Here is a 13,168-nt window from a genome sequence, read left to right as displayed (position 1 = left end):
ATTGCATCGATAACTTGAGTGTAATTAATGAGTCCCACAGCCACCTCTGTCTCTGATAACCACTATCAGTCTTTTTTAAGCGAACTTAAAACGGCCATACCCGCTGCGCAACTTATTGATGAACCATTAAAAAACCTTGTTTACTCCACGGATGCCAGTTTTTACCGACTGATAGCAAAACTCGTTGTTATTGTTGATAACGAAACCCAATTAAAGTCGACTTTACAGCTCGCTAATCAGTATTTAATTCCTGTTTGTTTCAGAGCTGCAGGAACAAGCCTTTCCGGTCAAGCCATTACAGATTCAGTGCTTATTAAGCTTTCAAGTAAATGGCAAGATTATGAAATTTCAGATGACGGCCAAATCATAACAATGCAGTGCGGTGTATTGGGCAGCGCGGCAAATTCTGCGTTACTCCCATTTGGTAAAGGTTTAGGGCCAATGCCAGCTTCAATTGATGCTGCAACTGTTGGTGGTATGGCAATAAATAATGCCGCCGGCATGAACTCATTAGACACTTATGGTCAAATGCTCAGCGCTAAGTTCATCTTAGCGAATGGGTATGAGTTTGACTCAAAAGAGATTAAAGCTAATCCGTCAAAGCGAAGTGAGTTTATAAAGAGCAACACAGGGTTAGTTGATGGAATAGAACTGTTAATGCAACAGGTTAGATCAAAACCCGATTTAGTAGAAAGGATTTCAACAAAATACCAAATTAAAAATACCACGGGCTATAGCTTGCGAGCTTTAATAGAGTTTGATGATGTAATTGATGTTATCTCCCACTTGATGATAGGTTCGGAAGGAACTTTAGGCTTTATTTCCCACATAACCCATAAAACTGTCGATATTTTACCTTTTAAAGCAACTTCACTGGTTATCTTTGATTCGCTTTCTGATGCAGGACTTGCGGTTCAACGCCTAAAGGAAGTACAAATCTCATCGCCTTCAAGTATTGCCGCAGCCGAGTTAATAGACTTCTTAGCGCTCAAAGCCATTAAAGATGAGCCTGGAATGCCGTTGTGCTTACACCACATTTCACACAATAATGTGGCTTTACTTATTCAGGTCGAAGGTCATTCAAACCAAGAGTTAGATGAAAGGGTAATGAGTACCGAAGCTTTATTAGCGGGACTGACTTTGTTTGAGCCTGCCGTTTTTACTCGAGAGTTAAAGCAAATTAAGTGCTACTGGCAAATGCGCAAAGCAATTTTCCCTGCGGTTGGGGCGAATCGTCCAGCTGGAACGACGGCGCTGATAGAAGATGTCGCATTCCCTATTGATTCTTTGCCTAATGCTTTGGTGGACCTTCAATCTTTGTTACTGGAGTTTGAATATCATGACGCAGTGATTTATGGCCACGCTCTAGATGGCAATCTCCACTTTATATTTTCGCAAGCCTTTGACACTCAAGATCACATAGACCGCTATGAATTATTTATGAGAAAAGTGGTTGACCTCGTTGTTGATAAATATCAAGGCTCTTTAAAAGCGGAGCATGGTACAGGCAGAAACATGGCTCCTTTTGTTGAGCATGAATGGGGCACTCCGCTTTATGAAGTAATGCTTCAAATAAAAAGGCTGTTTGATCCAAATGGCATACTAAATCCAGACGTGATGATCACGGAGGATCAACAACTGTTTATCAAAAACATTAAACCGCTGGTGGCGGGCAATGAGCTTATAGATAAGTGTATTGAATGTGGTTTTTGCGAACGCCAGTGCCCAAGCCGAAATTTAACCTTTACGCCAAGGCAACGTATAGTAGCCCAGCGCCATTTGATGGCCTGCAATGACTCATCTCAGAGCTTAATTAAAACTTTTCAATATAACGTTAATGATACGTGTGCTGGTTGTGGTTTATGTGAAACCAGCTGCCCGGTTGGCATAAACACGGGTGACTTAGTCAGACAACTAAGGACAAAATCTAATTCGCCACTTTCAAACAAAATAGCAAATACAGTTGCTAACTACTTTGGCTTAGCGGTAAAGGCTAGTCGGCTAGGCGTCAAAGTTGGGCGTTTTATTCAAAGTAAGCTTTTACAAGACAAACCACATCAAAAAAATATTGTTCAACCTAAATTCCCCCATAGCCTGTTCGGTAAAATGGGCTATCTGAATAGACCTGCGCTACCCAAGGCATACAAAGCGCCAAAAAATGTGGTGAAAAGTAATTCGAGCATAGGTAAACCAAAAGTGGTGTTGTTTTCTGCATGTGTAAGTCGAGTATTCGGGAGCGCATTATCCACAACGACAGATAAAGCCTTAGACTCACAACAAGATGTTGTTTTTAATCGTTTGCTTGATAAAGCTGGATATGAGGTGATTAAGCCGGATCAAATTGACTCGTTATGCTGTGGTTTACCCTTTAAAAGTAAAGGTTTTCCTGAACAGGCAAAACAAAAAGCGGATTCGTTATTTGAGTCTTTATTAAAGGCCAGTAATCAGGGTGAGTTTCCTATTTTGATTGATACTAGCCAATGCAGCTCTCAGTTAATTTCAGCACTGACGCCAAGTCAAAAGGATCAGTTAAGCCTATACGACCCTCTAACTTTTGTTAATAGTCATTTATTGCCTAAGCTTAATGTTACGCCAAAAGCACAGCCTGTTGCTTTTCATTTGACTTGTGCGGCGCGCAAAGACGATAAAGTGACAGTAGCTTTAGATATTATGAAAGTCTGTGCAACTAATGTTGTAATACCGGAGCAGGTTACTTGCTGTGGTTTTGCAGGAGATAAAGGCTTTACTGTACCGGAGCTTAATCAAAGTGCCTTAGCTGAACTAAAACAACAAGTTCAGGGTTGCCAAAGCGGTTATTCTACCAGTAGGACCTGCGAGATAGGGCTTAGTCATCACAGCGGTATTAATTATCAGTCCATTTACTATTTAATAGATGAGGTAACTAACGCAAAAGTTTAAGTAAGTGTATTTGTTTACATAGATTTACGACTAAATATGCAATTGTTTTAAATAAAAGTAGCTCAAATAGCTCTCTTGAGTAAAATAGCGCGTATAAAAATAATAGATAGAGAAAGGGGACAAGGTTTGGCTGAGATTGAAAGAGAATCAATGGACTTTGACGTAGTCATCGTTGGAGCTGGCCCTGCGGGTTTGTCGGCCGCTATTCGCTTGATGCAAAAAGCAGAAGAGAATGAGCAAGAGTTAATGGTTTGCGTTGTTGAAAAAGGGTCGGAAGTAGGCGCACATATATTGTCTGGTGCCGTTTTAGATCCAAAAGCATTAACAGAATTAATTCCTGACTGGAAAGAGCAAGGCGCACCGTTAAATGCGGCGGTGAGTAGCGATGAAGTTTATTTCCTTCGTGGTGAAGAGTCTGCTTCTGCAGTACCTGGACTGTTGTTCCCAAAAACCATGCACAACGATGGCAATTATGTCGTGTCTATGGGTAATGTATCTCGCTGGTTAGCGGAAAAAGCTGAAGCCATGGGTGTTGAGATTTTCCCTGGTTTCCCAGCATCTCACGTTTTATATGATGACAACGGCGCAGTTGTTGGCATTCAAACGGGTGATATGGGCTTAGATGAAGAAGGCCAAGCTAAAGATTCGTTTATGCCGGGCATGGAACTGAGAGCTAAATATACGATTTTTGCTGAAGGTTGCCGTGGACACTTAGGTAAGTCTTTAATTTCTAAATATAAACTAGATGAAGGCAAGTCTCCTCAACATTACGGCCTTGGTTTTAAAGAAATTTGGCAGGTGCCTGCTGAACAACATCAACCAGGTTTAGTAGTTCACACTGCAGGTTGGCCGCTAACTGATGGCGCTACGGGTGGCGGTTATTTATATCACGCAGAAGATAACCAAGTCGTTTGTGGTTTAATTGTCGACCTCAACTATTCAAATCCACACTTGAGCCCGTTTGACGAATTCCAACGCTTAAAGCATCACCCGGTTTATGCAAAACACTTAAAAGGTGCAAAGCGCATAGCCTATGGCGCAAGAGCTATCACTAAAGGTGGTTTAAACTCACTTCCTAAAATGACCATGCCAGGTGGCTTTTTAGTTGGTTGTAACGCCGGCACACTTAACTTTGCTAAAATCAAAGGTAATCATGCAGCAATGAAATCAGGCATGTTAGCAGCTGAAACTATTGCTGACGCTTTAAAGGCTGGTGATGAAGGTCAGCAAGACCTTGTTCAATATCAAACTGCGTTTGATGCTAGCTGGTTGTATGATGAGCTTTATTCAACAAGAAACTTTGGTCCTGCTTTACACAAGTTAGGTACTGTTGTTGGTGGTGCTTACAATACGATTGATCAAAACTGGTTTGGCGGTAAATTACCGTTCTCGTTTAAAGACGAAACACCAGATTACGCATCGTTAAAGCCAGCTAACGAAAGCAAAATGATTGAGTATCCAAAACCAGATGGTCAGTTGAGTTTTGATAAGTTATCTAGTGTATTTTTGTCAAATACTAACCATGAAGAAGACCAACCGGTACATTTAAAACTTGCGGATAAAACAATTCCTCTAGCTCAAAATTTAACTCAGTTTAACGAGCCTGCGCAACGTTACTGTCCAGCTGGTGTATATGAAATAGTTGAAGAAGAAGCGGGACAGAAGTTCCAAATCAACTCTCAAAACTGTGTGCATTGTAAAACGTGTGATATCAAAGATCCGGCGCAAAACATTACCTGGGTAACACCAGAAGGTGGCGGCGGTCCAAACTATCCAAATATGTAAATATTACGTATTTACTCGTTATCTAAAAACCAGTCCATGTAGGCTGGTTTTTTATTGCCTTTTTTATGATATTTTTTATCACCTTGCTTTATTCATTCACTTTACTTTATTCATTTACTTTACGGTGTCACTTGATTATCAATACTTTACTGCTGTTCAACGATACAGACTTGACCTTTTGGGTGAGCAAGGTAAAACAGTATAATGATTAACAAACTTCCAAAATATAATAAGAAAATAACATGAAATTAAATAAGACATTTTTGGCGTTAGCCATAGCATCGAGTTTTGCAATTACAGCTTGTAATGACTCAAAACAAACTAGCAATAATACTGAGTCTTCAGCGGTCAGTGACCAAGTTGCGTCCGCAGAGGCAAACATTTCTGAAGAACAAATAAAGTTAGCGTCGGTAGCAGCAAACAAAGTTTTTGACGAAATATACATGGCTGGCGTGATGCGCAATCCGGTATTTCAGACTTACTTAGGCATAAAAGATGATTATGATAAGTGGTTTGATTTGTCAGCTGAAGCGGCAGAAGCAGAGCTGACCATTGTTAAAAAAGACTTAGCAACGATTGCAGCAATTGATGAGTCTAAGCTAGATGAGCAAACAAAAATAAGTCGAAAGCTTTATATTCAACAATTAGAAAATGAAATTGCGGATCACCAATGGCGTTTGCACAATTACCCAGTAAACCAAATGTTTGGTACGCACTCGCAAATACCGGCATTTTTAATTAACCAGCATTCAATTGCCAATGAAAAAGAAGCGCGCGATTATATCTCAAGAATAAAAGGCGCTGAAAAAGTTCTTTTTGACGTGGTAGACAACCTAAAAGCTCGCGAAGCAAAAGGCATTATTGCACCTAAGTTTGTATTCCCACATGTTATTCGTGATTCAAAAAATATCATCGTTGGTGCACCATTTGATAATGGTGACGACAGCACAATCTTGTCTGACTTCAGCCGTAAAGTGACTGCCTTGGAACTAGATGCTGAATCTAAGTCGGTGTTAATTGCTGAAGCAAAAGCAGCTCTAATCTCAAGTTTAAAGCCAGGTTATGACAAGCTCGTTAGTTACTTAGTGACCTTAGAAAAGAAAGCCGATGACAAAGATGGCGCTTGGAAATTCCCAGAAGGGGAAGCGTTTTTCAATAATGCGTTGGCACGAACAACGACGACCGATCTGACAGCCAATGAAATCCATAAGATTGGTTTAGACGAGGTGGCTCGTATTCATCAAGAGATGACAGAGATTAAAAACAAAGTTGGCTTTGACGGTGAATTGAGCGAATTTTTTGAGTTTATGCGTAATGATAAACAGTTTTATTACGACAATACAAAAGAAGGTAAACAGCAATATCTAGATGAGGCCGTTGCCTTAATTGACGATATGAAATCACGCTTAGATTCACTGTTTTTAACTAAGCCTAAAGCTGACATGATTGTTAAACAAGTTGAAGCATTCCGTGAAAAGTCAGCCGGAAAGGCATTTTATCAACAACCCGCTCCAGATGGTTCACGTCCAGGCATTTATTACGCTAACCTATACGACATGGAAGCAATGCCAACGTATCAAATGGCCGCGCTTGCTTATCATGAAGGCATTCCAGGTCACCATATGCAAATTGCCATAAAACAAGAACTTGAAGGCATTCCTATGTTCCGCAAGTTTGGTGGATACACGGCATATACAGAAGGTTGGGGATTATACTCAGAGCTAATTCCAAAAGAGATTGGCCTATACGAAGATCCGTACTCAGACTTTGGTCGTTTGGCGATGGAATTATGGCGTGCGTGCCGTTTGGTCGTGGATACCGGTATTCATAGCCAAAAATGGACTCGTCAGCAAGGTATTGATTATTACGTAACAAATACGCCAAATGCAGTGTCTGACGCCGTTAAAATGGTTGAGCGTCACATTGTAATGCCTTCACAAGCAACGGCTTACAAAATTGGTATGTTAAAGATTTTAGAGCTTCGAGAAAAAGCAAAAACAGCCTTGGGCGATAAGTTTGATATTCGTGAATTCCACGACGTTATTCTTAAAAATGGTCCTGTACCATTAAACGTCCTTGAAGGGTTTGTTGATAGCTACGTGGCTTCAAAAGCTTAAGCTTTACTGAATATTGCTTATTTTAGGCAAATAAAAAGGGCTGATTATCAGCCCTTTTTTATTGCGTCCTATTTACGATAGTTGCCATGCAATAGCTGCAATTTAATACCATAGTTACGTTACATTTACTGTAGTTACCGTGCGGTAGCTACTTTTAAAGTGGCAGCTAGGTTTTCGTATAACTTACTGCAACCTACTGCAACTTACTGTGCTTTGACAAAAACCGCCGTGGTTAAACCAGGAACTTCAAATCCAGTTTCCGTTGCTTTTGCTTTTTTAACAACTTCATCGGCGCCATTAACTTGAGCTTCATGAAGCAGATAGTTACTAGCATCGGTGCTAAACGTTTTTGGTTCGGCGGTATTATTAAACACAACCACAATAGATTCCAGCGTAGGGTCAATTTCCGTTAAACCGTTATCTGCAATGTACATGACAATCAATCCACGGTTTTCCAATACATCTTGGTTTAAGAATGTCACTTGGTGTTTTACTTGATCTGCTGTGCGTAACCTAAATAACTTAGAGCTCATGCGGATTTTGATAAAATCTTGGAAGACTTTTGAAGACAGCTGAATGTGTTTCGGCTGAACTTGATCGCGACCTTCGTTTTTATCTAGCAGGGTAGAAATGACCGGCCAGTTATCAACGTCTTTTTCTGCTGGTGGTAAGCCAACATTGTAGTTATTAGTTTGATATGAAAAATCAACACGATTGAACCAGTCGCCATAATCATAGCTGTCACGTAAAAATGACTTTGAACGTAATAACTCAGAGCCCATGTGCAAAAACGGAATACCTTGCGCCATTAATGGGTAAGACAGCGAAAGCAGTTGGAAACGAACGCGTTGATCTGTCGTTAGATCATAAGGCAGTCGGTACTGGTTATTGTCCCATAACGTTTGGTTATCATGCTTAGAGACGTAATTAATGGTATCAGCTGGGTCTTTTGCGTAACCAGCTGGACCACCACCGTACGGGATGTCTTTACCTAAAACTGTGGTACCAAAAGAGTTAACCATTGAATAGTCAGCAAGGTTTGCCGCTAAACCAAGTTTAACTTGGTCCATTGAACGCAAGTACTCATCTATTTGAAGGTCTTTGTCTTGAAGGTCATTAGGGACAACGGTTAAGCCATTACCGACACCTTGGTCACGTCTTAAACCTTCTTTAGCGGTTTGAAAGTTTCCGCCTCTAATGGCATCTCTGAGCCTGTCAGTAAAGGTACCAATTTCAGTTCCTGCTAACTCAGTTTGGCTAGCTTGAACAAACTGTCTGTTATTAGCAACTTCACCAAAGTTCCAACCTTCACCATAAAAGTACGTATCGCTGTCTACGTTAACCACAGCTTCACGTGAGCGTATCATGGCATCTTTAGGTTGATGACCCATTAGGTCAAAACGGAAACCATCAATTTTATATTGCTGTGCCCACGTAACTAACGAGTCTGTCATTAGTTTTTCCATCATGGCATTTTCAGTTGCAGAATTGTCACAACATGTGGAGGTTTCAAGAACACCCGTCACTGGGTCATAACGGTGATAGTAGTTTGGTACTACTTTATCCAGAACCGACTTTTCAGCAACACCAGAAGCAAAAGTATGGTTGTACACGACATCCATAATTACTCTGAAGCCTTTGTTGTGAAGAGACATCACCATCTCTCTAAACTCAACAAGGCGAGAGAACCCTTCAGGATCTACGGCATAACTGCCCTCAGGAACGGTGTAGTGATATGGATCATAACCCCAGTTGTAGTTGTCATAACCGCGGATCTTTTCCATTAAATCTTGAGCTTTATCAGAACGAGGATCATAGCTCGACAGTAACTCATTAAGGCTTTTATCTTTAACGTCTTCATCACAGATACTAAGGTCATCAACTAAATCACAAACTTTTGTCATTGAGTCAGACAAATCAATAGCTTGTGCTGGGTCTTCATTAATAGTGGATAAGTCATAAGTTGGTAGCAGGTGAACCGTATTAAGTCCGGCACCTTTGAGTTCCATTAAGTGTGACATACCGTCGCTATTTCGCTCAGAAAAGGCTTTATATTTACCTCTATAACTTGCCGAGCTTAGTTTGGTATCAAAAGCACTAAAGTCACGAATATGAGTTTCATACAAAATGAGATCTTCAGGCGCTTCTACCGTTGGTACTTTATGTTGCGCCCAACCTGCTGGCTTTGTTTCTGGAGCATTTAGGTCTACTACTTGTGAGTACTTACTGTTTACAGAAAGGCTTAACGAGTATGGGTCTGTTGTAATAAGTGTTTCATACTTGCCAGTGCGAGGGTGAAAGACTTCAACTTGATATTGGTAGTAAGTACCGTGACTCGCAAGTTTGGTTGTTAATGACCAAACGCCAGTTTTAAGATCTTCTTTTAACTCAATAGGATCGTCACTCAGCGCAGTTTTGTTTTTATCAAATAAATGGACAGAAACATTAGCGGCGGTAGGCGCCCAAAGTTTAAAGGAAACACCGTCACTGGTTAAGCTCGAGCCCAAGTCTTTTACTTCGTTGGCATCGTTTTTACCGCGAGTAAATAAGTCATCTAATAAACGGGCTTGTTGAACATATGATTTGGCAATTAAATTACCGTCTTTGAAGGACTTAACAATATTGATTGATTTAACGAATGCGTTGAAGTCTAGTTTCTCATCAAAAGTGAATGCACTAAACTGAGCTAAATGCGGATATTGTTTTTGCAATTCAGGATTTAATACCGTCGGCGTTAATTCAATAACCACTTCTTCGCCAAGTCTGTTTTCAGAGACAAGCTTTAACTTCTCTGCACCATTCGCCATTTTGATAACTAAAGTATTGCTAGTTAGGAAGTGGGCGGCACTATCTTCGATAGGTTGATCGCTGGTAAATATTGTATCTGGCTGGCATGCGGATAGGGCAACGGCGCTAGTAATAATTAGCGCGGCTGCTATTTTATTTTTTATAAACATGAAGACCTCTGTTGGGCTTATTATTCGAACCAGGTTTTATGTTGTGTTTGAGGAATAAACGTCCAAGCGACAAAACGACTGATTTTGTGTCCTTGGCCCATGTCTATGATTTTATATTCCTGAACTTTTGCTTTTTTTAACTCTGATTCGATGATTTTTAAACTGTCTTTTTTAGAGACTAAACTAGAAAACCATAACACTTGCTGTTTAATCTGAATACTTTCCTTGATCATGTTGCATACGAATTCAACTTCACCTCCGTTGCACCATAACTCACTGTTTTGGCCACCAAAGTTTAAAGATTGCGTTGCTTGAGGAGGAAGTGATTTTGACTTAGCTAGGTTTTCAACTTTTTGTGCATTGGCTGCAGCTGCTTCTTCTGCAGAACGGTGAAAAGGAGGGTTACAAAGTGTAAAGGCAAATTTTTGTTCTGGTTGTACTATGCCGTTAAAAAAGTAGTTGGCATTATCTTGTTTTTTCACTTTAACGTGCGACTTCAAATATGGATTACTTTTAATCAGTGTTGCAGCACATTGGAATGACAAAGGATTAACTTCAGAACCTACAAAAGACCATTGGTACTCGTGTCGGCCTATGATTGGGTAAATAAGGTTTGCACCGGTTCCTACATCAATACCTTTGATTTTTTTGCCAGTTGGAATGACGCCATCGTTACTGTTTGCTAGTAAGTCCGCTAAGTGGTGAATATAGTCGGCGCGTCCAGGTACAGGTGGACACAAAACATTTTCAGGAATTTGCCAAAAGTGAATGCCGTAATAGGCAAGCAACAAGGCTCTATTTAACTCTCTAACCGCATTAGGGTCAGCAAAGTCGATAGTTTGATGGCCTTTTTTACGTTCTACAATATGAGATTTTAAATCAGGATTAGCTGCAGTTAACGTATCAAAGTGATAGGCAACGCCATCAACAACTTGATGGCGGTTTCTAGGGTGCAATGTTGGGCTGTTTAAGTTGCTCATTAAACGGTAATGAACCGAGTTTGCTTGTCGTCGTACATTTCTACATTGCCTGTTTTAATGTCATACATCCAGCCGTGAACTTGTATTTCGCTGGTATGTAATTTTGAAAATACCGCTGGGTGTGTTTTGAGATGATTCATTTGAAGAATAATGTTTTGTTTAGTCACTTCATCTAAATGTTCATCAGTTAAATGATCATGCTTTTGTTGTACAGCCTCTTTGGCTGCCCGACAATGATCTAACCAAACTTTTACGTGCGGAAGACGCTTTACAGATAATGGGTTCATCGCAGCTTTCATTGCGCCACAGGAGCTATGCCCACAAATAATAATATGTCTTACTTTTAATACTGAAACTGCATATTCAATTGAGGCTGTCATGCCGCCAGTCTCGTGAGAATGTGGCGGTACTATATTTCCTGCATTACGGCAGATAAACAATTCGCCAGGCTCTGACTGGGTAATTAAATTAGGGTCAATTCGGGAATCTGAACAGGTAATAAATAAAACATCTGGATCTTGGCTTTGTGCTAAAGCTTCAAATCTATCTTTATGCTCTGGATAGACTTCATCTTGAAACTTCTTTAAACCTTTTAATAGCTTTTCCATTTACAAAAATACCTTCACTAATTATTGATAAGAGGAGCCAAATTTGTTGCAAGGGCGTCAGGTAAAAAGTTTTTCACAGTTTTTACCGTTTCTAATAATTGTGCAGGTGTACTTCCCGTCACATTTATATGGCCCATTTTGCGTTTTGGCCTAACTTGTTTATCGTACCAGTGAAGATGAACATTTGGCACTGTAAACAGGTCTGCTTTCGGTTTGCTCTGTCCCACATAGTTAATCATGGCAACGCAAGATGTTGCTGTAGTTTCACCCAAAGGATAGCCAGCAACAGCGCGAATATGGTTTTCAAACTGACTGGTGACCGAAACCTTGTTGAGTCCAATGGCCTGAGTTATGAACGCGTGGTGCAATTTCATTTACGATGAGTTGATCTTTTAATTGGAAAAACTCAATGGCTAAAACACCACAATAATCTAACTGTTCCGATATTTTTTTGTAAATGTCTTGTGCTTGCTGTTCAAGCTCAAGTGTAACTCTAGGTGCTGGAGCCAGCGATAGTACTAACTGACCATCGGCATGATGATTTTCTGTTAGTGGATAAAACTTATGATTACCATTTTTGTCAGTAACACCAACAAGTGAAAGCTCTCTTTCAAAGTTAATGCAACGTTCTGCTACCAAAGGCATCTTTTCAAAATTATGCTCATTGAGTTGTGACTTTACGTCCACTAAATCTTGAGGAGAGAAAATACGCCATTGACCATAACCGTCATAACCGTCGCGACTGGTTTTTAATATGATGCGCTCACCAAGTGTTTCTGATGCTTTATCAAGATCGCTAAGTCCATTAACAATCACATTTTGACAGTGACGCACGTTAACTGAGTCTAGAAGTTTTTTCTCGACGATACGGTCTGCACCAGCATGTATGGCTTTTGCATTTGGTAAAAACTTGCCACTGAGCTCTGCTTTAGCTAATAAGTCTAACGGAAGGTGTTCAAATTCAGAGGTAATAACCGCGGCATCATCAAAAGCTTCATCAAGGGTTATATTAAGAACTGTTTTATCAACTGGGTTTACGCATTCTCGGGTATTGGCATTCACTGCAATAATATTTAAGCCAAGCTGAGTAGACTCAAGGTACATCATGCGGGCCAATTGACCATGGCCAAGAATGACAACGAGGTTGTTGTCGTCATTTAAAGAGCTATTACTAAAATATGGAGGCGCCATCACTTTTCACTTATTTGGGATAGTTGATAAAATTAAAAGTCTAATTTGTGGTTATTTAGTACGTCTTGGGTTTGTTCTAATCTGAATGCTTTAACTTTTTCAGTTACTTCAGAATCATTTAAACCAATGATTTGAGCAGCTAACAATCCTGCGTTTGCAGCACCGGCTTCGCCAATGGCTAAGGTTCCTACTGCAACACCTTTTGGCATTTGAACAATTGAGTATAACGAATCTACACCGCTTAGTTTGCTTGATTTAACCGGCACACCTAATACTGGTAAGTGCGTATATGCTGCAATCATGCCTGGCAGGTGAGCGGCGCCACCGGCACCGGCGATAATAACTTGAAAACCTTTGTCGGCTGCTGTTTCTGAGAATTCTTGGAGAAGGTGGGGAGTTCGATGGGCGGAGACAACTTCAGCGTGATATTCAATGCCGAATTTATTTAACATGTCGGCGGCGTGTTTCATTGTTGGTCCATCTGATTGTGAACCCATCACGATTGCAACTCTTTTCATCTTTCTCTCTATTTTAAGTTAAAGCTTTTTAAGTTGGCGGCCATTTTAGCAAAGCTAATTAGGTTGGTCATTAACCGATTGACGGAATTAATA

The 13,168-nt window shown here is 40.3% G+C and carries 9 protein-coding genes; 3 read left to right on the top strand and 6 right to left on the bottom strand.

What is annotated here, in order from left to right:
* Nucleotides 1-27: 27 nt before the first annotated feature.
* The 3 genes from GNP35_RS08255 to GNP35_RS08245 all read left to right on the top strand — a co-directional run bounded on the left by GNP35_RS08255 (nt 28) and on the right by GNP35_RS08245 (nt 6,821).
* A complete protein-coding gene (locus GNP35_RS08255) occupies nt 28-2,919 on the top strand; it encodes an FAD-binding and (Fe-S)-binding domain-containing protein (protein WP_155695651.1) in 2,892 nt (963 codons plus the stop codon).
* A 135-nt stretch (nt 2,920-3,054) separates the two neighbouring features.
* Nucleotides 3,055-4,704, top strand: coding sequence for an electron transfer flavoprotein-ubiquinone oxidoreductase (locus GNP35_RS08250; RefSeq protein WP_330997779.1), 1,650 nt, complete (start codon nt 3,055-3,057; stop codon nt 4,702-4,704).
* Between the two features lie 242 nt (nt 4,705-4,946).
* Nucleotides 4,947-6,821: a DUF885 domain-containing protein gene (locus GNP35_RS08245; RefSeq protein WP_155695650.1), complete on the top strand. Its 1,875-nt coding sequence runs from the start codon at nt 4,947-4,949 to the stop codon at nt 6,819-6,821.
* Nucleotides 6,822-7,024: 203 nt separating this feature from the next.
* On the opposite strand, the gene pulA is transcribed toward GNP35_RS08245, so the two are convergent.
* Genes pulA through purE form a run of 6 tightly spaced genes read right to left on the bottom strand, consistent with a single transcriptional unit; the run spans nt 7,025 to nt 13,075 of the window.
* Complete coding sequence (gene pulA / locus GNP35_RS08240; protein ID WP_155695649.1) at nt 7,025-9,778, bottom strand: pullulanase-type alpha-1,6-glucosidase; 2,754 nt, start codon at nt 9,776-9,778, stop codon at nt 7,025-7,027.
* Between the two features lie 20 nt (nt 9,779-9,798).
* Nucleotides 9,799-10,758 carry a 23S rRNA (adenine(1618)-N(6))-methyltransferase RlmF gene (gene rlmF / locus GNP35_RS08235; protein ID WP_155695648.1) on the bottom strand — a complete coding sequence of 320 codons (960 nt, stop codon included), beginning with the start codon at nt 10,756-10,758 and terminating at the stop codon, nt 9,799-9,801.
* Nucleotides 10,758-11,366, bottom strand: a complete 609-nt coding sequence (locus GNP35_RS08230) for a carbonic anhydrase (RefSeq protein WP_155695647.1) — start codon at nt 11,364-11,366, stop codon at nt 10,758-10,760. Before GNP35_RS08230 ends, rlmF begins: the two co-directional genes overlap by 1 nt.
* Before the next feature lie 17 nt (nt 11,367-11,383).
* Nucleotides 11,384-11,638: a hypothetical protein gene (locus GNP35_RS15645; RefSeq protein WP_230961345.1), complete on the bottom strand. Its 255-nt coding sequence runs from the start codon at nt 11,636-11,638 to the stop codon at nt 11,384-11,386.
* A gap of 31 nt (nt 11,639-11,669) precedes the next feature.
* The gene (locus GNP35_RS08225) at nt 11,670-12,557 is read right to left on the bottom strand and encodes an ATP-grasp domain-containing protein (protein ID WP_230961344.1); all 888 of its coding nucleotides are present in this window, start codon (nt 12,555-12,557) and stop codon (nt 11,670-11,672) included.
* A gap of 32 nt (nt 12,558-12,589) precedes the next feature.
* On the bottom strand, nt 12,590-13,075 hold the full coding sequence (purE, locus tag GNP35_RS08220; RefSeq protein ID WP_155695646.1) for a 5-(carboxyamino)imidazole ribonucleotide mutase: 486 nt from the start codon (nt 13,073-13,075) through the stop codon (nt 12,590-12,592).
* Nucleotides 13,076-13,168 lie beyond the last annotated feature (93 nt).

Source organism: Psychrosphaera haliotis (assembly GCF_009728465.1).
Lineage (GTDB): Bacteria > Pseudomonadota > Gammaproteobacteria > Enterobacterales > Alteromonadaceae > Psychrosphaera > Psychrosphaera haliotis.
Note: the sequence above shows the minus strand (reverse complement) of the source record. Positions and strands in the feature narration are given on the sequence as shown.

Excerpts from the sequence above, each read along its gene's own strand:
- GNP35_RS08255 (WP_155695651.1), top strand. The coding sequence starts at position 28 with ATGAGTCCCACAGCCACCTCTGTCTCTGATAACCACTATCAGTCTTTT.
- GNP35_RS08245 (WP_155695650.1), top strand. The coding sequence starts at position 4,947 with ATGAAATTAAATAAGACATTTTTGGCGTTAGCCATAGCATCGAGTTTT.
- pulA (WP_155695649.1), bottom strand. The coding sequence starts at position 9,778 with ATGTTTATAAAAAATAAAATAGCAGCCGCGCTAATTATTACTAGCGCC.
- rlmF (WP_155695648.1), bottom strand. The coding sequence starts at position 10,758 with ATGAGCAACTTAAACAGCCCAACATTGCACCCTAGAAACCGCCATCAA.
- GNP35_RS08230 (WP_155695647.1), bottom strand. The coding sequence starts at position 11,366 with ATGGAAAAGCTATTAAAAGGTTTAAAGAAGTTTCAAGATGAAGTCTAT.
- GNP35_RS08225 (WP_230961344.1), bottom strand. The coding sequence starts at position 12,557 with ATGGCGCCTCCATATTTTAGTAATAGCTCTTTAAATGACGACAACAAC.
- purE (WP_155695646.1), bottom strand. The coding sequence starts at position 13,075 with ATGAAAAGAGTTGCAATCGTGATGGGTTCACAATCAGATGGACCAACA.